The organism is Cyclobacterium sp., assembly GCF_014762705.1.
Lineage (GTDB): Bacteria > Bacteroidota > Bacteroidia > Cytophagales > Cyclobacteriaceae > Cyclobacterium.
On sequence record NZ_JABURL010000082.1, the window covers coordinates 1 to 22,378 of the forward strand.

The window sequence follows — 22,378 nt, forward strand, 5'->3', positions numbered from 1 at the left end:
TAGGCGATGGGATACGGCTTGCAAAGGCGGTTTCCCAAAGCCTGGAAGGCCGTCCCAAGGTGGCTGTTTTCAAAAATTTCGGTACAGCCATGATCAAAGTGGACGACTGGGAGGTGGAATTTGTCGGTGCCAGAAAGGAATCCTACCAAACCGATTCCAGAAAACCCAAGGTGGAGGCAGGTACCTTACAGGAAGACCAGGAACGCCGGGATTTTACCATCAACACCCTGGGCATTGCCGTGAATAAAGCCAATTACGGAGAGTTACTGGATCCCTTTGAGGGGGTGAAGGACCTGAAAAGGAAAATCATCCGTACCCCCACAGATCCCAACCTAACCTTTTCCGACGATCCTTTGCGCATGCTGCGCGCCATTCGTTTTGCTGCCCAGCTGAAATTTGATATTGCTCCGGACACCTTTGACGGGATCATCAATAATTCCTCCCGCCTTTCCATTATTTCAGGGGAGAGGATCATCGACGAGTTGAATAAGATTATCCTGACCGGTAAGCCCTCTTATGGGTTCAAATTGCTTTTTGTCAGCGGATTGCTGGCGGAGTTTTTTCCGGAAATGGTAGCCCTTCAGGGAGTGGATTCGGTAGGGGACAAATCTCACAAAGACAATTTTTACCATACCTTGCAGGTGCTGGACAACCTGTCGGCCCGTACGGAAGACCTCTGGTTGCGTTGGGCGGCCATCATGCATGACATTGCCAAGCCTGCCACCAAACGTTTCAACCAAAAAGTGGGTTGGACCTTTCACGGACATGAGGACAAGGGGGCCAGGATGACGCCGGGAATTTTCAGAAGGTTGAAATTGCCCATGGATGAAAGGATGAAATATGTGCAGAAATTAGTAAAATTGCACCTCAGGCCCATTGCCCTGGTCAATGATAAGGTAACCGATGCCGCACTGAGGAGGCTGCTTTTTGAGGCAGGGGATGATGTGGAAGACCTCATGCAGCTTTGCCGGGCGGATGTGACCTCAAAAAACAACAATAAAGTCAAACGTTTTTTGGCGAATTTCGATAAAGTAGAAAAGAAACTGCAGGAAGTAGAGGCCAAAGACCAGGTAAGAAACTTTCAGCCACCTGTGTCTGGTGATGAAATCATGGCTATATTTGGCCTCAAACCCTCCCGGGTGGTGGGGGACCTGAAAGAGGAAATCAAGGAAGCCATACTGGATGGTCAGATACAAAACAATAAAAATGAAGCTTTGCAGTTGATGTATGAATTGGCTGCAAAAAAAGGAATAGAGAAAAAAACAAACGAATGAACAAGATGATGAAATACGCTGTATTGATTTTATTGCTGTGCGCGATTGTGCAGCCTGCTGTAATGGCCCAGGATAGCAGCAATGCACAAGGGGAAGTTCCGGCTACAGTTCCTGCAGATAGCAATAAGGCCAGAAACAATTCGGACAACCGGATTTATGCGCTGGCCATGCGTTATAACGACGCCTCTGTGGCCAAAATTAAGTTGTATGAACTGATGGAAAGAAATCCCAACAACCTTTCCTATCCCGAAACCCTGGCTTCCCTGTATTTTGAAATGGAGCAGTACGGCTCTTCCGCCCTGGTGGCCCTGGACATTTTGGAAAGAAACGACAAAAGCCTGGTAGGTCTGGAAGTGGCTGCCTTTTCCCTGGAACAACTGGGCGCTTTGGAGCGCGCATTGCCGCATTTTGAATCCCTGCACCTATTGTCCGGAGACCTGTTTAGCTTGTACAAAACAAGCTACCTGCAGTACAGTTTAAAAAAATATGAAGAAGCACTGAATTCGGTCAACATGTTGATCAAGGACAAAAAAGCTGCCGAGCAGAACCTTAACTTCCCCAGGGAGGACAATACCATGCAGGAAGTAAGTATGGTGGCCGCAGCGCAAAACCTGAAAGGCCTGATCTACAAAGACCAGGGAAGTGCCGCCGAAGCCAGGACTGCCTTCGAAGAAGCACTCGCCCTCAACCCCGAATTTGAACTGGCCAAGGAGAATCTGGCAGGCTTGTAAATTGGTAGAACAATAGTATTCACAACAGATTGACACAGATTAGCACAGAGGAATTTGGAGAAGTTAAGGGTTAATATGGCTCTGATCGGGCTGGTTGAGTCAAAGTTGCTGTTTGGCATCGGTGCTTTTTTTAAGTAGAGGCATGGTTGTTAAGGGTTAATTGGCAGGGAAAGGGATTGAGGAGTTGAGAAGAGATTTCTGGCCGCTGAGCTTGTTGGCAGTTGAACTGTGGTTGTTAAGGGGTAATTGGCCCGGTAGGTGTTGAAAGGTTCTAACGGAATGTTTGGTAGTATGGCTTGATGGTAGTCGGTCCGTGTTTGTTAAGGGTTATAATAAAAATCGTTTCTCCAAAAATATAAATGATTTTTGCCCTACTCTGTCTGGGTGTAGTTTCTAACTACATCCCTTATATCCCATTAATTACAGACATGAGGCCTTTGCAATGCCGGATGATGTTCGTTTACGTTCGGGGATTACAAATCCCCTTTTATCTGCACCACGGAATTACAAATTCCGCAGAGCCATGCTGTTCGACATTTGCAATGTCGAACCCAGATAAGCAGGATTTGTAATCCTGATTACGCAAACGCCAAAGCCACTGCAAAACCCAGTGCCGTAGGCACGAGTCATATAATAACCGTGGGTTTCAACCCACGGACCATAAGCCGGCGATTGCCGGAAAGTCCCGTAGGGACGGCCGATACTTGACTGGGCCGTACAAATGTTCCCCTGACTCCGGTCAGGGCAGGCTGTACCTACGGCACTTTGTCCCCGGAGATTGGCCTAAATCCATGGGCTAAACCCCATATCGTCCGCTCCTACCGGAGCTTTTAGCAGCCGGGACCGCATGAAGAACAAAAAAAATCACCACAGATGGGCACAGATTTTTTAGTGGGATGCAATGGGTTGTCCATTCCATTGGAACCGCAAATCGGATAACTAAACAAAAAGCCATCACCGCACAAATCCCCCTTAATAAGGGGGCAGAGCCTGTCCCGGCCAGAGTCGGGAGGGATTTTTCCGTTTACGTCCGGGGATTCCAAATCCCCATTATCTGTCCACGGAATTGCAAATCCCGTGGAGCTTCGCTGTTTGCCATATAGATAACGAGGATACAGATTCCTATTTATGCCCACGCCAAAGCCACTGCAAAACCCAGTGCCGTAGGCACGAGTCATATAATAACCGTGGGTTTCAACCCACGGACCATAAGCCGGCGATTGCCGGAAAGTCCCGTAGGGACGGCCGATACTTGACTGGGCCGTACAAATGTTCCCCTGACTCCGGTCAGGGCAGGCTGTACCTACGGCACTTTGTCCCCGGAGATTGGCCTAAATCCATGGGCTAAACCCCATATCGTCTGCTCCTAACGGAGCTTTTAGCAGATGGCACCGGATAAAAACATAAGATTCACCACAGGCAACGCACCTCATATCCCCAGACCATCAAAACATCCCATCATCTCATCACCACATCACCCCATCACCCCATTATCACATCATCACATCATCACATCATCGAATCATCGAATCCTTCCCTTTCTTTTATTTCCATTTTAGGGAATAAAATTGCAGTTTTGCAAAAATAACAATTCACATGAGCCTACGCTTCCAGTCACTGAAAATCATCACCGATAAGGAGATCCTTCCACCGGCTGATTATCTGTACGATGGCAAAACCCTTCAAAATGCCCCCTCCGCCCAACCCGGGCCGGATGAAACCCTGCTAGATTGTAGCGGGCTGCTGGGATCCAGAGGTTGGACCGACCTGCGCTGCTTTTCCGGCGAACCCGGAGAGGAGTACCGGGAGACGCTGGAAAGCCTGGCGAAAGCCCTGGCTCAGGGAGGCATCACCGAAGCCGTAATCATGCCCAATACCCAGCCACCCCTGCAGTCCAAAAATGAAGTGGCCTATGTGCAAAACCATACCAGCCACCTTTTTCCCACTTTCCATATTCAGGCGGCGGTGACCAGGGATTTTAAGGGAGAAGGGCTTACCGAAATGCTGGACCTGAACCATTATGGCATACAGGTTTTTGGAGAGGGCATGGTGCCGCTTTCCCATTCCGACCGCCTGATGAAGGCCCTGCAATACCTGCAGCGGATCAATGGGGTGCTCTTTGACCAGAGCCAGGACCCCATGCTGGCCCTTTTTGGTCAGATGCATGAGGGAATCGTATCCACCCGCCTGGGCCTCAAAGGCATTCCTGACCTGGCCGAAGAAGTGGCCGTACAGAAAAACCTGGAAATCCTCCGTTATACCGGAGGGCGCCTGCATTTTCAGACCGTCAGTACCCCGGGTGCCCTGCAACAAATCCGCCAGGCCAAAGCAGAAGGCCTGGCCGTAACTGCCGATATTTCCATCTACCAGCTGCTCTTTACCGATGAAGACCTGCTGGAATTTGATACCTGCCTGAAAGTGATGCCCCCTTTCCGGGGCAAAGCGCAAAGGGAAGCCCTGCTGGAAGGCCTGAAGGATGGCACCATAGATGCCCTGGTCTCCAACCATGTGCCCCATGACAACGATGCCAAAAATATGGAATTTGACCTCTCTCCCTTTGGCATGTCCGGACTGCCTACCTTCGTGCCGGCACTGGTTAGCCTGGAAGAGGAACTGGGCTACCCTTTGCTGATCAGCAAACTGTGCTCCGGCCCGCAAAAAGTATTGGGTAAAGCAGCAGCTCCCTGGGAAACCCTTACCGTCTTTGACCCCGAAGCTACCTGGACCCTGGACCACAACAGCAATGCCTCCCTGGCAGAAAACTCACCCTTTTGGGGGAAGGAACTGAAGGGAAAGGTAAAATACCTGATCAACCGGGAAAAAACGGAGGGCATTCATGAATAGGTACCTCAGGGCAGCCTGGCCTTTTGGGCTTTCCGGTGCGGGATTGTGCCTTTTTGGATTTCTAACCATGTACGCCCTGGACGTAGAACCCCTCAGCATGAACCTGATCCTGGGCTATGTGTTTGTCCCGGTGTTCGTTTTTTTTGGAATCAAAAGCTTCCGCGATGGATTCAATGGGGGTAACCTTTATTTCAGCCAGGGCATGAGTGTGGGTTTTTTTGTTTACACCCTAATGGCCCTGCTTTCCGCCCTGTATGTCTATGTTTTCCTGCAGCTGGATCCACCCACTTTTGAGGCCTTCCGCCAGGTAAACCTAAAGTTAATGGAAGATAACCGGCAGATCCTGGAAGAGCAATTGAATGAAACAGCCTATACCGAAACCTTTGCCAGCCTGTCTGCCATGAGTATCCTGGATGTGGCCACCAACGATTTCCTTAGAAAAATCTTTCCCGGATTGTTCTTTACCATAATAATTTCCATAATTTTAAAGAGAACTGTTAATACATAACTTATGGAACCACAAGCACAACAAAGCAACACGCCGGCCAGAGCCGCGCTGAATGCAGGACTGGTCATCGGACTGGTCATGCTGGCCATCAATTTTATCATTTATTTCATCGATTACAGCTTCCTGGTAGCAGCCTGGTATGGCATCTCCATACTGGTCATCTTTTTTGCCCTGGTCATTTATTTTGGCAGCCAATACCGCAAGGAAATAGGTGGCTATATGGATTTTGGGGTTGCTTTTCAGTTTTCCTTTGTTACCCTCATCATCTCCGGACTGATCTCCACACTGGGCAATATGCTCCTGTATTTTGTGATCGATCCGGGATTGCCGGAACTGCTGGTGGAAACCCAGCTGGAAAACATGGTGGCCATGCTGGATAGTTTCGGTGCCGGCGACAGCATTTCCGGAGATCAGATCGATGAAATGCGCAGCGAAATGGCCAATAGCTTCACCATTGCCGGTCAGTTCAAGGCATTTGGCATATCACTTATCGTTTATGCCATCCTGGCCCTGATATTAGGCGCCATTCTTAAGAAAAGAGATAAAACAAAAGACTTTTAATGACCCAGCTATCCATCGTCATACCGGTTTACAATGAAGAAGAATCCCTGCCTGAATTACAGGCCTGGATCAGTAGGGTGATGGACACTTCCGGCTTGTCGTACGAGTTGATTTATGTCGACGATGGTTCTACTGATGGTTCCTGGGAGGTGATTCAAAGCCTTTCCCGGCAAGGCGCATGCGTAAAAGCCGTCCGTTTTTTCCGCAATTACGGCAAATCCGCCGCCCTGGACACCGGTTTTTCCCGGGCAGCAGGAGAGGTGGTGGTCACCATGGATGCCGACCTGCAGGACAGCCCCGAGGAGATCCCCGAACTGTACCGCATGATCCGGGAAGAAGGGTATGACCTGGTCAGTGGCTGGAAACGGAAACGTTTTGATCCCCTGTCCAAAACCCTGCCGTCCCGTTTCTTTAATCGGGTTACCCGGATGCTCTCCGGCATCAAGCTACATGATTTCAATTGCGGGCTGAAGGCTTATGCCCGGAAGGTGGTCAAAAACATCCACATTTACGGGGAAATGCACCGCTATATCCCCCTGATTGCCAAGTGGAACGGTTTTAGCAAGATCGGAGAAAAAGAAGTAGCACACCGCCCCCGGAAATATGGCAATACCAAATTCGGCCTGGAGCGTTTTGTACATGGTTTCCTGGACCTGATCTCCGTTTCCTTTGTCAACCGCTACCGCAAAAACCCCATGCACTTTTTTGGATTGCTCGGTACCCTGTCCTTTGTCTCGGGACTGATCATTACCTCCTGGCTGATCTTTGAAAAAATCCGGGGCCTGCGCCTGGGCCTGCACGTTCGGGAGATCACCAACCAACCCCTCTTTTTTCTGGCACTTGTGGCCCTGATCGTGGGGGTACAACTCTTTCTCACCGGCTTCCTGGCCGAAATGATGACCTCTTCCAATTCCCAGAAAAGCGATTACAATATCGAAGAAGAAATTAACCCGGGATCCTGATGCGCTTTTCCATCATCATTCCGGTCTACAACCGCCCGGTAGAAGTGCAGCTCCTGCTGGATAGCCTGTGCAGACAAACTTTTAAGGATTTTGAAGTGGTGCTGGTAGAAGATGGGTCGGCAGATACCGCCGAGCCAGTAGCGGAAGCCTTCAGGGAAAAGCTACACATGCAGTACCATTACCAGTCCAACAGCGGACAGGGTTTTGCCCGCAACAAGGGCATGGAGCTGGCCAAAGGCCAATATTTTGTTTTTTTCGATTCCGACTGTATCATTCCTCCGCAATACCTGGAAGTGCTGGAGCAAGCCATCCGTAAGCGAAACCTGCAGGCCCATGGAGGGCCGGATGATGCCGATGCCGGCTTCAATGACTGGCAGAAGGCCATGAATTTCAGCATGACGGCTTTCCTGACCACCGGTGGTATCCGCGGCAAATTGAAAGACCCCGCCAAATACCAGGCCCGGGGATACAATATGGGCTTTGCCCGTGAAGTCTATGAGCGCCTCGGAGGCTTTGCCCATCCCAATATGGCAGAAGACATAGAGATCAGCCTGCGGATCAAAAAGGCCGGCTTCAGGCTGGAACTGGTGTCGGAGGCTTTTGTCTACCACCAACGCAAAAATGATTTTCGCTCCTTTCTGCGACAAAGCTTCCAGTTTGGCCGAAACCGGGTATTTATCCGGCACTTTCATCCGGAGGCGGTAAAAGCAGTGCACCTCCTTCCGGTTTTGTTTTTACTAGGCATCCTTGCCCTGCCTGTACTTGCCTGGCTCTGGCCCACAGGCAGCCGGCTGCTGGCTTTGGCCTATGCAGCATGGAGTCTGGCTTTGCTGGTAAATGCTTTGGGCAGTCCCAAAGTAGCTCTTTTGTCCTTGCTGACCTCCTACGGGCAATTGCTGGCCTATGGACTGGGAGTGATCATGGAATTCTTCTTTCCGACATCTTGGAAGAGTTCACCACAGATTCCCACAGAATAGCACAGATTTTTTTCGTTAATTGCTTCGAACCGGGTGTAGGAGTTGGGGCCGGCATTTGGGCAGGATGGCTGGGTTTGGTTTCAACCGTGTTGGTTAAGGGTTAATATGGCTCGGAATCGCCTGAGTAAATCAAAATTACGGTCTGGCATCGAGGCTTTTTTTAAGTAGAATCGTGGTTGTTAAGGGTTAGAATGATTAATAGTTTATTTGGTTAATTGCAGGGTAAATTCACCACGGATGGCCACAGATTCGCACGGATTTTTTAATGGGATGTATTGGAGTGTCTATTCCACTGGATCCGTAAATCAGGTACAAAACAAAGAGTCCAGACTGAACGAAATCCCCCTTAATAAGGGGGTGGGGGGATTTTTCCGTATACGCCAGGGGATTACAAACCCCCCTTATCTGTACCACGGAATTACAAATTCCGCGGAGCCGAATAAATTCACCACAGATGGCCACAAATTATCACAGATTTTTTTGAGATTGTTCTTGCCGCTAAGCTTGGAACTGTAAATCGGGAAAGTAAACAAAAAACCCAGACTGATCAAAATCCCCCTTTCCAAAGGGGGACACAGGGGGATTTTTTCGATCACTTCCGGGGATTACTAACCTGCTTTTCGACATTTGCCATATAGATAACCAGGATTTGTAATCCTGATTACGCGCACGCCAAAGCCAACGCCAACCCCAGTGCCGTAGGCACGGCCGATAGAATAACCGTGGGTTTCAACCCACGGACTGGAATCGCAGCTGTTATCCCAAAGTCCCGTAGGGACGGCCGATATTTGACATAAACGAACAAATGGTCCGTACCTACGGCACTTAATCGGCGGAGATTGGCCTGTAACCATGGGCTGAACCCCATGGTTATTAGATCGTCCGCTCCTAACGGAGCTTTTAGCAGACGGCACCAGATAAAAACAAAATGATTCACCACTGATTGGCAGAGATAACCAGTGGTGAGCTGGTCATTGTTTCTTTCCAGTAATTAACTTGTTTTAAGTCCAACCGTGGTTGTTAAGGGTTAAAGCGGCTCGAAAGGGGATGGGGGAGTCAAAGTTGCTGCCTGGCATCGGTCCTTGTTTTATGAAGCATCGTGGATGTTAAGGGTTAAATGATAGCCTCCCCTAAAATCCTTTGGATTTTTGAACAACCGCTTAACGTGTGTTCTACATTTGCAATGTCGAACCCAGATAAACAGGATTTGCAATCCTGATTACGTGCGCATCAAATCCACCGCCAACCCCAGTGCCGTAGGCACGGCCGATAGGATAACCGTGGGTTTCAACCCACGGACTGGAATCGCAGCTGTTATCCCAAAGTCCCGTAGGGACGGCCGATTTACATCCGGTGCTGACCCATCCCAAATTAATTAACCAGTTAACCAAATAAACAATCATTCTACCATCAAACCATCAAACCATCAAATCATCATATCACCACATCATCAAATCCTCACATCCCCACATCATCATATCATATCATCCCATCCCCACATCCTCACATCCTCACATCCTCATATCATCATATCATCCCATCATCAAATCATCACATCATCAAATCCCGCTCGCTTAAGGTATTTAACCTTGGAATAGGAGAAAAAAAGGATACTTTTCCTTAGAAATGTGGTATATATGCCTTCAACCAAAAGTTTAAAATATATTTTTTCATCTGTTCGGTGAAAAAATGCAATATCCGTTTTTTTGCTGCCCTGCTTTTAAATATATTTGCCCACCAGAATAAAGTTCCCTTATACCCTATAAATGAAAGTCTTTAAGTCCCTATTTTTTACCAGCATCGTTTTGTTTTTGGCAGCTTCCTGCATTTCCAATGAACGCATCATCTACATGCAGGATACAGATGAACAAATTCCCTTGTACACCGAAAGTGAACTGGTTCCCAATATTTCCGAAGAATATTATTTACAATACAACGACGTGGTGGATATTAACGTCAAAACCACCTCGGAAGAACTGAACGAGATTTTCGGTATCGCAGCCGGTGATCAGAGAGTGCAAATGAACATGGCACAAGGTGCCCAAAACGGAGGGGATATCTTCTTTATCAACGGCTATACACTGGATGAAAACGGTGAGGTGGAGTTGCCCCTGCTCGGAGAGATTAAATTGCTGGGCCTGACCACCAAAGAAGCACAAAGCCTTATAGAAAGCAAACTCAAGGCCTATGTAAACGAGGAGGATTTCTTTGTCCGGGTCCGGCTGGGAGGCGTGCGCTTCTCCGCCCTGGGGGAATTTCACCGGAACGGTAACTTTACCATCCTGCAAAACCGCATCAGCATCTTTCAGGCCATAGCCCATGCCGGCGATATGACCACCACCGCCAAACGCAACGAAGTGGTGCTCATCCGCCAATATCCGGAAGGAACCAAGTCTTTTCGCGTAAACCTGAACGACAAGCGGATTGTGGAATCCGAGTTTTACTTTATTCGTCCCAATGACATGCTCTATGCCGAACCCATGAAAATCCGTGAACTCGGTACCGGGGTGAATTTTGTCCAAACCTTTCAACTGGCCGTGACCACCTTGTCAGCGGTGTTGCTGGTGCTGAATGCCATCAATTAAACAGGAATTGAAATAACGCTATTTATTGAAAAAGGGATTTTTTATCCCCATTTCAATTCATTTTTTTTGTACTCCATGTTAACGCCATCTGTTGGGTCTCATAGGCTATCATGGGACTCAGGAGGCGAAGCTGTGCCCGAGCTAGTGGGATTTCCTTACGGAACATTCCATTTACCGTTTATTTTAATTAAAAGTACACGAAAAAATCCCCCTTACCCCCTTTGAAAAGGGGGATTTGCCGAGAATTGAGATTTGCTGCTAAATTGAAGTAATGTAATCGTGTTGGTGAACTTTGAAGTCTTTCGATTTCCGATCAATTCAACGTACACGATTCCCCCTTACTAAGGGGGCCAGGGGGATTTCTTTACGGAACCTTTGAGGTATTCGAGACTTCGAAGGTTTTCATATCGAATATAAATCTACATTAAAATAATATAAAGCCAGTACCGGACCGAAACCCAAAATCAATTATCTTTGCATCTTTCATTTAACTATTTAATTATCAGTAAAAAAAATAATCTTTTTGACTGTTTTATAATCTAATTACTATGACAACAGCACCATTAACACCTCTTGCTGAGGCAAAAATTGCCGTGATTGGCCTGGGCTATGTAGGATTGCCCCTGGCCGTAGAATTTGCCAAAAAATTTCCCGTTATCGGTTTCGATATCTCCGAAAAAAGAGTCAAAGAACTCAATGGCGGAAAAGACGGTACCCTGGAAGTGGCCGATGAGGACCTGAAAAAGGTGCTCTCCCCCAATCCCCAAAGCGGCCAAAAGGGCCTTTTCAATACCTGTGACCCCAAAAACCTGGAAGACTGCCAGATTTATGTGGTCACCGTGCCCACCCCCACAGACAGGCACAACCGCCCGGTACTCACCCCCATGCTCAAGGCTTCCGAGACCATCGGCAAATACCTTAAAAAAGGGGATGTGGTCATCTATGAATCTACGGTTTATCCCGGAGTGACGGAAGAAGAATGCGTGCCGGTGCTGGAAAAAGTCAGCGGCCTGCGCTATAACGAGGACTTCTATGCCGGTTATTCCCCCGAAAGGATCAATCCCGGAGACAAGGAACATACCGTGGCCAAAATACTGAAGGTAACCTCCGGTTCCACTCCCGAAGTGGCCGAATACGTGGACAGCCTGTACCGGGAAGTAATTACCGCCGGCACCCACAAGGCCAGCAGCATCAAGGTGGCCGAAGCCGCCAAAGTGATCGAAAACTCCCAGCGGGACATCAACATCGCCTTTGTCAACGAACTGTCCAAGATTTTTAACCTGCTGCAGATCGATACCCATGAGGTCTTGGCTGCTGCCGGCACCAAGTGGAACTTCCTGCCCTTCAAACCGGGCCTGGTAGGCGGTCACTGCATCAGCGTGGACCCCTTTTACCTGGCCCAGAAAGCACAGGAAGTAGGCTACCATCCTGAAATCATCCTGGCCGGTCGCCGGCTAAACGACTCCATGGGCAAGCATGTGGCCACCGAGGTGATCAAACACATGATGCGCAAAGACCTGAAAGTGATCGACTCCAAAGTCCTGATCCTGGGCTTTACCTTTAAGGAAGACTGCCCCGATGTACGCAACACCCGTGTGATCGATATATTCCAGGAACTGCGTTCCTTTGATATGGATGTGGATGTCTACGACCCCTGGGCCAGCCCGGAAGAAGTCGCCCACGAATACGGCGTGCAGATCATTGGGGGAGAGGACTGCCCCAATATCGACGATTATTCCGCCATCATCCTGGCCGTCGCCCACCAGAAATTCAGAAAGCTCCCCATTCAGAAACACAAAGACCTGGTCGTGTTTGATGTAAAGGCTGTGTTGGATAAACATAAGGTGGATGCGAGGCTTTAGCGCCGGAGGCGCTGGTTAACGAGGCTCGGAATCGGCTGAGGGGTCGAGACGGGATGTTTGGCAGTTGAGCTTGTTGGTAGTTGGACCGTGGTTGTTAAGGGTTAATATGGCTCGGAACGGGCTGAGGAGTTGAAAAGGGTTGTTTTATCATTAAGCTTATTGGCATTAGGACCGTGGTGGTTAATTGTAGGAATGGTGGTGAGTTGCTCAGTACAGCTTTTGGGTAATGAAGTTTGTTTTGGGTAGAATCGTAGTTGTTAAGGGTTAATTGGCTCGAAAGCGGCTGAGGGAGTCAAGCTTGCTGCCTGGCATCGGCCCTTATTTGATGTAGAATCGTGGTTGTTAAGGGTTAAAGGTGCTGGAAAGGGGCTAAGGGAATCAAAGTTGCTTCCTGGTATCGGAGCTTGTTTTTGGTCCAACCGTTGTTGTTAAGGGTTAATGGTTGGAGAGGTGGTGAGTTGCTCAGTACAGTTTTCGGATAATTGAGGTTAAATTGAGTGGAACTGTGGATGTTAAGGGTTAATTGGCTCGAAAGGGGCAGAGGGAATCAAAGCTGCTGCCTGGCAGGAAAGCTGGTTTGAAGTCGGGCTGCAGTAGTTAGGGGTTAAACGATAGCCTCCCCAAAAATCCCTTGGATTTTGGCCCACCCTTAACCCTTAACAAAGCTGGGGAGCTGCCCAACAACCCCCCAGCCGGGCAACACCCCGCTACCACATTAACAACCAGAAACAAGGCCCTTAACCCTTAACAACTTTCCCATTCAGCCTAACGACATCTCAGCCGGGCAACATCCCGCTACCACGTTAACAACCAAAAACAAGGCCCTTAACCCTTAACAAATCTAGAAATCAGCTCAACTACAGCCCAGCCCAACAAAATCAAAAAACAACAATAACGACATAAATTCAGCTCACGAATGAACCAACCCGACCCGCAAAGGCCGCCGGTGGCAGTGCCGGAGGAGGACCTCATAGATGTCAAAGACCTGCTGCTGCAAGTCTGGCGCATCCGGTACTATATCCTGCTCTCTCTGGGTATCACCCTCTCCCTGGCCTACCTGATCATCCGCTTTTCCGTGCCTGTGTACCAGGTCTCTTCCAAGTTTTTCGTCAAGGAAAAAGAAAGCCCCCTTTCCGGGATTTTTGAAAATGCCGCCATGGGCATGATGGGAGGGGATGAAATGGTGCTGGGCAACCAGATGATCATCCTCAAATCCCGCCCCATCGCCGAAGCTGCCCTGGACCGCCTTGATTTTGATGTGGAATATTTTGAGGAGGAGCTGTTTCTGCAGAAAGAACTGTACCAGAAAACACCCATTGCAGTGGAGGTAGACTGGAGCCACCCCCAGCTGGCCAATGGCCTGATCCGCATACAATGGTCCGACCGGAAGACCTTTACCCTGAGTTACGAGGATACCAATTTCAACCAGATCTTTCCCGATAGCGATAGCCGCGAAGTCCTGGAAGATCCTGCATCTCCGGGGGAGACTTACCGCTTCGGAGACTGGGTGGAGCTGCCCATGAACCGCTTTCGGGTAGGGCTGACCGGGGCCGACAGCGAGGGCGAAATGCTGATCCGCCTGCGCGACCGCTACAGCCTGGTCAACCAGTACACCGGGGAGGACCTGCAGATTTCTCCCATGGACAAGCAGTCTACCATATTGCAACTCACCCTGAAGACCGAGACGCCTGCCAAGGGCAGGGATTACCTGAACACCCTGCAATCCGTGTACCTGGAAAACGAGCTGAAGGAGAAAAACGCCATGTCCAGCAATACCATCGACTTTATCGATGCCCAGCTGGTGGTGCTTTCGGATTCATTGATGTATATCGAAAACCGGCTGGAAAATTTCCGCTCCAACAATGCCATCTACGACCTCAGCTCCGAGGGAACGGCCATTTTCGAGCAACTCAAGGAGCTGGAAACCCAGCTGGCCCAGGAGAAGTTCAAGCGCCAGTATTTCCAGCAGCTCCGCCGCTACCTGCAGCGGGAGGACTACAACAATATTGTGGTGCCATCCGGAATGGGCATTGAAGACCCCATCCTGAACACCCTGATCGAAAACCTGCTGGAGCTTCAGGCCGAAAAATCCATGCTCGCATCGAAACTGACAGAAATTTCTCCACCGGTACGGGCGGTTAACCGGGAAATCAAAGATATGAACCAGTCCATACTGGAATTGCTCCAGAATGTGGACCAAAATGCCCAGCTACTGATCAATGACCTGGAGGAGCGCATAGGACGCATAGAAAGCACCTTTGGCAGCCTGCCCCAGACCGAGCAAAATCTGATTCGCATTCAGCGGGAGTTCTCGCTAAACGAAGAGCTCTATACCTTTCTGCAGGAAAAACGGGCCGAAGCGGCCATTACCCGGGCCTCCAATACCCCCAGCAACAAAATCATCGAAACGGCCCTGGTCAATCCCCGGCCCATCAGCCCCAAAAAGGCCCTGACCTTTCTGATTGCCCTGATCCTGGGAGCGGCGGTTCCCGTGGGCTTTAGTATGCTGCGCAATTATTTCAATACCAAAATCAAGGATGGCAAGGAATTGGAAAGGAAATCCAACCTTACCTTGCTAAGCAGTATCAACCAAAGCGAGGAAAAAGATAACCTGGTGGTCCTTAACCATCCCCGCTCCGGAGTCACGGAGGCCTTTCGCTCTTTGCGGGCCAACCTGAACTTTATCCTGCCCAGGGAGCAGCCTTCCGTGATCATGATCACCTCCAGCATCTCCGGGGAGGGCAAGACCTTTAGCAGCATCAATCTGGCCTCGGTCTATGCCCTGAGCGGCAAGAAGACCTTATTGATCGGCTGCGACCTGCGCAAGCCGCGAATCTTCGATGATTTCAAACTCAAAAATAAAAATGGCCTGTCCACCTACCTCAGCGGACAGGAATCCAACCTGAATGCGGTGATTCAGGCTACCGATTACGAGCACCTGGACGTGATCGCCTCCGGTCCCATACCGCCCAATCCCGCCGAGTTGCTGATAACGGACCGCTTTAGAGAAATGCTTACGGCCATGCGGGAGCGTTACGATGTTATCATTCTCGATACTCCTCCGGTTGGCCTGGTTTCCGAGTCACTGGATCTGATACAGCTGGCCGACCTATGCCTCTTTGTGATCCGCTATAATTATAGCCAAAGGCTTTTTATCGAGCATATCAATACCCTGAAGAAGCAGCAAATCCTCAACAAAGCCTACCTGATCTTTAACGGCGTAGAGAAAAAAGCCCACCGCTATGGCTACGGCTACGGTTACGGCTATGGCTACGGTTATTATGCTGAAGACCAACAGGAGAAGAAATCCTGGAAGAAGTGGCTGGGAAGAGATTGAGGGAATCAAGGTTGCTGGTTGGCATCAGTGCATGTTTTAGGTTGAATCCTGATGGTTAATGGTAGGAAAGGTGGTGAGATAGTCAAGGCTTCTTGATTGTAATTAAGCTTGTTTGAAGTTGAACCGTGGTTGTTAAGGGTTAAAATGATGCTGATCGGGCTGAGTGGTGGTGAGGAGATGTCTGGCAGTTGAGCTTATTGGTAGTTGAACCGTGGTTGTTAAGGGTTAATTGGCTCGATAGGTTTTGGGAAGAACAAACATGCTCTTCTACAATATGGCTTGATTTATAATCGAACCGTGGTTGTTAAGGGTTAAAGGTGCTGGAAAGGTGCTGAGGGAATCAAAGTTGTGGTCTGGCAGGAAAGCTGGTTTGAATTCGGGCTGCAGTATTTAAGGGTTAAACGATAGCCTCTCCAAAAACCTTTGGATTTTTGGCCCGGCCTTAACCCTTGACAAATCTAAAAATTAGCTCATCCACCACTCAGCGCGACAAAGTCCATCTACCACAATAACAACCAAAGACAAGTCTCTTAACCCGTTACCAATCTACAATTTAGTCTAACAACCACCAACCCGGACAACAATCCGCAACTACAAAAACATCCAAAAATAAGCCCCTTAACCCTTAACCTTCAACCAACCTCCGATTCAGCCCAACAACCATCAGGCGGGATAAATTCAAATAGGAAAAATAACAACAACAAATAAGCATTTTAACTCTTGACAACTTTGCTAATCAACCAAGTAATAGCTCAGTCCGATATACTTTTTCAATCAACCGACAAGTATAAAATCGAAAACATATAATAATTGTGTGCTTTTGAATTCTTAAAACTTATATTTTAGCATATTAAAAAATAATGTTTCACATACAGATTATAAATTTTAATTGGACAAATGTTTATTGAAAGACTCGAATGGGATTCTAATTTCTTTGGATACGAAATAGGAAGATTAATAATCAAAGATCCAGAGGAATTTCAAATTGTTGAGTTTGAAAATGAAGCAAAGAATTTTAAGTTAGTTTACTTGATTTCTAGTAGTGAATTTAATTTTGAGAAGCTAAAATTAGTAGATAAAAAAGTCATTTTTAGGCAGGATAAAATATTGGATATAAAACCCCCACTCTATAAGAATAAAATAGTTTCTTATAATAAAAATAGTCACGATGAAATACAGCTTATAAATTTAACACTTGAAAGTGGTAAATATTCTAGATTTAACATTGACAAAGGATTTAAAAATAATGAATACTTTAATTTGTATAGAAGTTGGATCCAAAATTCAATAAGTGGGAAACTCGCCTTTGAGATACTAATAACTTTAGATGTTAATAAGATAACTGGATTCGCTACTTTAGCAAAAAAAGATGATGATCTTGCAGATATCGGATTATTAGCGGTTGATAAAGATTATAGAGGTAGAGGGATTGCAACAGAGTTAGTTTTAAGTGCCATTGAAAAGGCCAAAGAAGAAAAATTTAGAAGTATTCAAGTAGTTACCCAAATGGATAATAAACCTGCGATAAAGTTGTACACCAAAACAAACTTTTTAATTAAGGAAATTTCGAATATTTATCATTATTGGAATTATGATACCTTTTAACAAACCCTATTTAACTGGAAAAGAGGCTCATTATATGTATGACGCCGTTTATACTGGAAAAATTTCAGGAAATGGAAAATATACACAAAAATGCCAGATTTTTTTTAAAGAAAAATTTGGATTTGGGAAGTGCCTTTTAACCACGTCATGTACAGACGCACTAGAGATGGCTGCCATATTAATTGATATCCAGCCTGGAGATGAAGTTATAATACCTTCTTATACTTTTGTGTCAACAGCCAATGCATTTGTTTTAAGAGGAGCCAAAATTATTTTTGCGGATAGTCGCCAAGATCATCCTGGAATTGATGAGGATAGTTTAGAGGCTCTAATCACAGGCAGAACCAGGGCTATTGTTCCTGTTCATTATGCCGGTATAGCTTGCGATATGGATGCAATAATGAAGCTGGCTTTAAAATATAAGCTTTATGTTATAGAGGATGCGGCACAGGCAATTGATAGTTATTATATAGGGAAAGATGGTATTAAACGAGCGATAGGTACTATCGGTCATTTGGCTGCTTTTTCCTTTCATGAAACCAAAAACATAATTTCAGGTGAGGGTGGAATGTTAGCTATTAATGATCCCCAGTTCGAAGATAGAGCAGAAATTATTTGGGAAAAGGGAACAAATCGTTCAGCTTTTTATAGAGGAGAGGTAAATAAATATGGATGGGTAGATGTAGGTAGTTCTTTCCTACCTTCTGATATCATTGCTGCCTTTCTTTATGCACAACTTGAAAATCTTGAAGATATTCAATCAAAGCGGTCAAAATTGTGGAAAAGGTATGATAATAGCTTTAAGACTTCACTGGGAAAGCAAAATAAAGTTAAACTTCCTGTTCTTCCTGAATATGCAACTAATAATGCGCATATGTATTATTTAATATGCAGCGATAAAAAGGATAGAGAAGAATTAATTACCTATTTGACTGATAATGGTATTCTTGCAGTATTTCATTACTTATCCCTTCATAAGAGTCCTTTTTATTTTGAAAAGTATAATGGATCTGAGCTAATAAATAGTGACTATTATTCCGATAGACTAGTTAGATTACCTTTATTTTATGAATTATCCGATGTTGATCAAAGTAAAATAATGGAATTAATTATAGAATTCTTTAAGAATAGGTGAAATTGAAAAAGATTATTCACATTGCTTCGGATGAAAAATTTATTAATTCAGCCTATTGGCAATTTAGTAAAGCTTTTCCCAATCAAAATATTTTTTATTTATTGGTAGATTGTCCAGACAAAGAATTGAAATATGTTGAAATAAATGAAGATTTTATATTAGTTAAAAACAAGTTAAAAGAAATTAAGGATTTAGCGAAATCATTTTCCCATGACGAAATCGTTTGTTTTCATGGTTTAGATTATTTTAGAAGTATTGTACTAGTTAACCTACCTAAGAGTACTACGATTATTTGGTTTTTATGGGGCATGGAAATTCATAACAATGCCAATATTGTAAGTAAAAATAACACTTTAGGGTCACTCACCTATGCCACGTTTTACGCAAATTCCAAAAAAGAAATAATTTTAACGAGATTTAAAGATTTATTCAGACAGTTTTTTTACAAAATAACTTTAAGGGGTGATAGTCCCCAAAATGCCATTTATAAAGCGATTAGGAAGGCAAATTACTGTGGCATATTATATCAGGAAGAGTTCCAATTTATAAAACAAAAAATAGAGACTGATATTAAATATTTTAAGTTCTCTTATTACCCTATTGAACTAATGGTCCGTGACAATAATTCCATGGTAACTTCGGACAATATCTTGTTGGGTAATTCAGCTTCCGAGTCAAATAACCATTTAGAAGCTTTTGAAATATTGCAAAATTTACCATTAAGGAAAAGAAAGATTATTACTCCCTTAAGTTATGGAAAACCCATATATCAGAAGGTAATTGTTGAAAAAGGGGAAAAGTTATTTCCTAAAAATTTACAACCTTTATTGGATTTCATGCCTTTGCATGAATACAACACTTACCTGAAGCAATGTGGGATTGTTATCATGAACCATTATCGGCAACAAGCTGTAGGCAACGTATTAACCATGCTTTGGATGGGTGCAAAAGTGTATCTTGATGAAAGAAATTCATTATACACTTATCTCATACGTATCGGAATAATTGTTTTTTCAATTCAAAAGGACCTTAATTCAAATAATCCAACGGTTTTTTTATTGCTAGACCACCTTGAGAGGGAGAAGAATCGGCAAATTTTACAATTTGAAATCGGACAGGATAAATTATTAGATGAACTAAAGAAGCAAATGGATGTTATTATGAATGAATCTTAAGAATCAAGTTTTTTTAGGAGTAAAGTGGACAACTGCTAGTGCAATTTTTTTAGCGGTTTTCGCAATACTTAAGGTTTCTGTTCTTGCCCGATTTTTAGATAAGGAAGATTTTGGCTTGATGGCTTTGGTCACCTTTGTTTTGGGTTTCATGGAGATGTTCAATGATCTGGGTTTAACTTCTGCTATATTACATAACCAAAAGATCAGTAAAAAGGAATATTCCAGTTTATATTGGCTTAATCTTTTTGTAAGTATTGCAATGTATGTTGTATTGTTGGTTATTACCCCTGCTGTATCCTGGTTTTTCGATGAGACTGAGCTAAGTATATTAATTCCGTTAATTGGAATTAATCTGATATTTTCTGGTATTGGACGCCAATTTAAGGTTAAAGAACAAAAAAAACTATTCTTTAAAAACATTAGTTTGGTAGAGATTTTAGCTTCTCTAATTTCTCTAATTTTGGCAATACTGCTTGCCGTAGAGGGATATGGTGTTTATTCGTTAGTCTATTCAGCGGTTTTTCAATATATGTTTTCAAACTCTTTTTTTCTTTTAATCGGCTTAAGAAATGAAGGTTTGTTATTTCATTTTAATTTTCAAGAAACTCGTCATTTTCTGAAGATAGGGATTTACCAGGTAGGAGGCCAGGTTGTTAATTACTTTAATAGAGATGTAGATGTTCTATTAGTAGGTAAGTTTTTTTCAACGGAGGCCCTAGGGGGATATAGTTTGGCAAAACAATTGGTGTTTAGACCTGCTCAATTAATTAACCCAATTTTGGTAAAAGTGGCATCGCCCGCTCTAGCATTATTTCAAAATGATAAAAACGCATTGAAAAATAAATATTTGCAATTAGTTAATTTTGTTTCTAGCATAAATATTCCTATTTACATATTTTTAATTGTTTTTGCACCTTTTGTAATAAACATTTTCTATGGAGACAGATTTGAAAATATAGTTATCCTTGTAAGGATACTTTCAGTCTATATGATTTTTAGAGCAATCGGTAATCCAGTGGGAAGTTTATTAATTGCAACAGGTCGAACAGATATTGGGTTTTTGTGGAATTTACTTTTATTATTTATTTTACCAATTTTTGTGGTTGTCGGATCACTATTTGGTATCGTTGAAGTTACCGTTGCTATTACATTGGCTATGATAATTTTGTTTTATCCTAGTTGGAGGTTTTTAATTTTAAAATTGACCGGAGCTAGTTTTAAAGAATATATTGAAGCAATTCTATTTATTAAATTTACATATTTTAGAAAAAAGAAAATTGTTTAAATATAATAACTGTTTCCATTTAATATTACTGTTCATGTAACATATATATAATTAAACGACTGTCTTTGTTGATGGTTTTAAACAAATGGTGAAGGGTTTTAATTTTTTATTTTATGTTTTATTGTTTATTGGTTTTTTTTTACCAACAAATAATAATTATTATTTACCATTTCCGGGTGTATTTTTGAAAATTAATGAATTAGCATTTGTTTTGCTTCCAATAATTAATATTTTTTGTTTTTCAAGAAATAAAATAAAAATTTCTGATATATCTTTAAAGAGATTTATATTTATTTTTTTTTGCTTGATATTTTTCACTGAATTTATTTTTAAAATTGTTGCATTTGATCAATCATTCGGAAATTCTTTTAAATCGTTTAGGTTAGGTATACCCTTAATTTCTTCGTTGGTTTTATTGTATTTTGGAATTAGATCGGACATACGAATCGTTTGGAACACTATTTTACTAGCTATTGGTAGTTCAGTTCTTTTATCGCTGGTTTCGATCTTCATTGAACTACCGATATACTATGATTTAGAGGAAGGTAATTCTTTGGAACATAATGACGGTAGGTTAATGAATTCTAACGCTTTTTTTGGATTTATTGGTTTATATCTGCTTTTTAAAGAAAGTGATTTATGGTATAACCAAAGTAGGTTAGTTAAATTTGTGTCTATTTTAAGTGTAATGTCAATTGTATTGACTTTTAATAGAACTTATTTAGCTGCTATAGTTTTAGAATTTTTGTATTTGTCTTATGTAACTTTTAGTAAAAAAAATTTTTTCAAGATTATTTTTATTCCTGTTCTATTAAGTTTAGTATTTTTTATGAGTTATCATTCATCTAATGTTATAAAAAGGCAGGTTGATAAAAGAATTTTTTCCATTGTATTTAATGAAGCTTCTCTTGTTGAATCTACAGTTGAAGGTAGTAGAAGTATGATTTATGAAAATATTCAACAAAGAATCGACGATGACTATTGGATTATTGGCATGCCGTATTCTGTTGGTATCTTTCAAAAATTTGTTCCTTTTGAAGGTTATTTAGACGCGACTAAAACAGATATAAGTTTTGTTAATATTTTACTTCGGTTTGGATTTCTCCCTTTAGTTTATTTTTTTTTAATTTATATCAGGATTATCCAAAAGAAATACCTTCCCTTTATTATTTATATCTTAGCTTTACTAACTTCTTTAAATATTGATACTTTATTTAGTCACAATAGCATTTTATTTCTAGTTTTATTTTCATTAATATATACTTCAAGATAGGTTGCTATATGGTTAAGGTGTTAATAATTACAAATATTTTGCCAATTTCAGATATCGCAAAAAAGCGAAATGAGAATGATATTATTTTGAAAACAGAAGAGAATTTGGTTGAAAGATATCCAAATGTTCGTTTTAAATATCTTTATAGTTTACCGTACACAAATTTATTTTTATCTAAGTTGTCAACCAAATGGTATTCATATTTTCAAATCCGTAAAGATAAAATTTATTTTTTAAGAAATAGAAAAATTTATATACTAGGAA

16 protein-coding genes are annotated in these 22,378 nt (G+C 43.7%); all 16 read left to right on the top strand.

What is annotated here, in order from left to right; genetic code table 11:
• On the top strand, positions 1 to 1,274 hold a 1,274-nt coding region (locus HUJ21_RS15410), incomplete at its 5' end, for an HD domain-containing protein (RefSeq protein WP_291371316.1).
• Entirely contained in the window at positions 1,271 to 2,005 is a 735-nt protein-coding gene (locus tag HUJ21_RS15415) for a tetratricopeptide repeat protein (RefSeq protein WP_291371318.1), read from the top strand. The genes HUJ21_RS15410 and HUJ21_RS15415, both read left to right, overlap by 4 nt.
• 1,596 nt (positions 2,006 to 3,601) lie before the next feature.
• Entirely contained in the window at positions 3,602 to 4,849 is a 1,248-nt protein-coding gene (locus HUJ21_RS15420) for a dihydroorotase (protein ID WP_291371320.1), read from the top strand.
• Entirely contained in the window at positions 4,842 to 5,357 is a 516-nt protein-coding gene (locus HUJ21_RS15425; protein ID WP_291371322.1) for a DUF4199 domain-containing protein, read from the top strand. The genes HUJ21_RS15420 and HUJ21_RS15425 overlap by 8 nt, the downstream gene beginning before the upstream one ends.
• Positions 5,358 to 5,360: 3 nt before the next feature.
• Entirely contained in the window at positions 5,361 to 5,918 is a 558-nt protein-coding gene (locus HUJ21_RS15430; RefSeq protein ID WP_291371324.1) for a DUF4199 domain-containing protein, read from the top strand.
• Positions 5,918 to 6,880, top strand: a complete 963-nt coding sequence (locus tag HUJ21_RS15435; RefSeq protein ID WP_291371326.1) for a glycosyltransferase family 2 protein — start codon at positions 5,918 to 5,920, stop codon at positions 6,878 to 6,880. The genes HUJ21_RS15430 and HUJ21_RS15435 overlap by 1 nt, the downstream gene beginning before the upstream one ends.
• Entirely contained in the window at positions 6,880 to 7,857 is a 978-nt protein-coding gene (locus HUJ21_RS15440; RefSeq protein ID WP_291371328.1) for a glycosyltransferase, read from the top strand. Before HUJ21_RS15435 ends, HUJ21_RS15440 begins: the two co-directional genes overlap by 1 nt.
• Before the next feature lie 1,850 nt (positions 7,858 to 9,707).
• The gene (locus tag HUJ21_RS15445) at positions 9,708 to 10,442 is read left to right on the top strand and encodes a polysaccharide biosynthesis/export family protein (RefSeq protein ID WP_291371347.1); all 735 of its coding nucleotides are present in this window, start codon (positions 9,708 to 9,710) and stop codon (positions 10,440 to 10,442) included.
• A gap of 548 nt (positions 10,443 to 10,990) precedes the next feature.
• Positions 10,991 to 12,304 carry a nucleotide sugar dehydrogenase gene (locus HUJ21_RS15450; RefSeq protein WP_291371330.1) on the top strand — a complete coding sequence of 438 codons (1,314 nt, stop codon included), beginning with the start codon at positions 10,991 to 10,993 and terminating at the stop codon, positions 12,302 to 12,304.
• A gap of 916 nt (positions 12,305 to 13,220) precedes the next feature.
• Entirely contained in the window at positions 13,221 to 15,641 is a 2,421-nt protein-coding gene (locus tag HUJ21_RS15455) for a polysaccharide biosynthesis tyrosine autokinase (RefSeq protein ID WP_291371332.1), read from the top strand.
• A gap of 897 nt (positions 15,642 to 16,538) precedes the next feature.
• Complete coding sequence (locus HUJ21_RS15460) at positions 16,539 to 17,246, top strand: GNAT family N-acetyltransferase (protein WP_291371335.1); 708 nt, start codon at positions 16,539 to 16,541, stop codon at positions 17,244 to 17,246.
• Complete coding sequence (gene rffA / locus HUJ21_RS15465) at positions 17,233 to 18,381, top strand: dTDP-4-amino-4,6-dideoxygalactose transaminase (RefSeq protein WP_291371337.1); 1,149 nt, start codon at positions 17,233 to 17,235, stop codon at positions 18,379 to 18,381. The genes HUJ21_RS15460 and rffA overlap by 14 nt, the downstream gene beginning before the upstream one ends.
• A 2-nt stretch (positions 18,382 to 18,383) precedes the next feature.
• Positions 18,384 to 19,556, top strand: a complete 1,173-nt coding sequence (locus HUJ21_RS15470) for a TDP-N-acetylfucosamine:lipid II N-acetylfucosaminyltransferase (RefSeq protein ID WP_291371339.1) — start codon at positions 18,384 to 18,386, stop codon at positions 19,554 to 19,556.
• On the top strand, positions 19,546 to 20,841 hold the full coding sequence (locus tag HUJ21_RS15475; RefSeq protein ID WP_291371341.1) for an MOP flippase family protein: 1,296 nt from the start codon (positions 19,546 to 19,548) through the stop codon (positions 20,839 to 20,841). Before HUJ21_RS15470 ends, HUJ21_RS15475 begins: the two co-directional genes overlap by 11 nt.
• A gap of 85 nt (positions 20,842 to 20,926) precedes the next feature.
• A complete protein-coding gene (locus tag HUJ21_RS15480; RefSeq protein WP_291371343.1) occupies positions 20,927 to 22,114 on the top strand; it encodes a hypothetical protein in 1,188 nt (395 codons plus the stop codon).
• Between the two features lie 8 nt (positions 22,115 to 22,122).
• Positions 22,123 to 22,378: hypothetical protein (locus HUJ21_RS15485; RefSeq protein ID WP_291371345.1), on the top strand; the 256-nt coding region annotated here is incomplete at its 3' end.

Coding starts and splice junctions, on each gene's coding strand:
- rffA (WP_291371337.1), top strand. CDS start 17,233: ATGATACCTTTTAACAAACCCTATTTAACTGGAAAAGAGGCTCATTAT.
- HUJ21_RS15420 (WP_291371320.1), top strand. CDS start 3,602: ATGAGCCTACGCTTCCAGTCACTGAAAATCATCACCGATAAGGAGATC.
- HUJ21_RS15475 (WP_291371341.1), top strand. CDS start 19,546: ATGAATCTTAAGAATCAAGTTTTTTTAGGAGTAAAGTGGACAACTGCT.
- HUJ21_RS15445 (WP_291371347.1), top strand. CDS start 9,708: ATGCAGGATACAGATGAACAAATTCCCTTGTACACCGAAAGTGAACTG.
- HUJ21_RS15455 (WP_291371332.1), top strand. CDS start 13,221: ATGAACCAACCCGACCCGCAAAGGCCGCCGGTGGCAGTGCCGGAGGAG.
- HUJ21_RS15435 (WP_291371326.1), top strand. CDS start 5,918: ATGACCCAGCTATCCATCGTCATACCGGTTTACAATGAAGAAGAATCC.
- HUJ21_RS15450 (WP_291371330.1), top strand. CDS start 10,991: ATGACAACAGCACCATTAACACCTCTTGCTGAGGCAAAAATTGCCGTG.
- HUJ21_RS15425 (WP_291371322.1), top strand. CDS start 4,842: ATGAATAGGTACCTCAGGGCAGCCTGGCCTTTTGGGCTTTCCGGTGCG.
- HUJ21_RS15415 (WP_291371318.1), top strand. CDS start 1,271: ATGAACAAGATGATGAAATACGCTGTATTGATTTTATTGCTGTGCGCG.
- HUJ21_RS15460 (WP_291371335.1), top strand. CDS start 16,539: ATGTTTATTGAAAGACTCGAATGGGATTCTAATTTCTTTGGATACGAA.
- HUJ21_RS15440 (WP_291371328.1), top strand. CDS start 6,880: ATGCGCTTTTCCATCATCATTCCGGTCTACAACCGCCCGGTAGAAGTG.
- HUJ21_RS15480 (WP_291371343.1), top strand. CDS start 20,927: ATGGTGAAGGGTTTTAATTTTTTATTTTATGTTTTATTGTTTATTGGT.
- HUJ21_RS15430 (WP_291371324.1), top strand. CDS start 5,361: ATGGAACCACAAGCACAACAAAGCAACACGCCGGCCAGAGCCGCGCTG.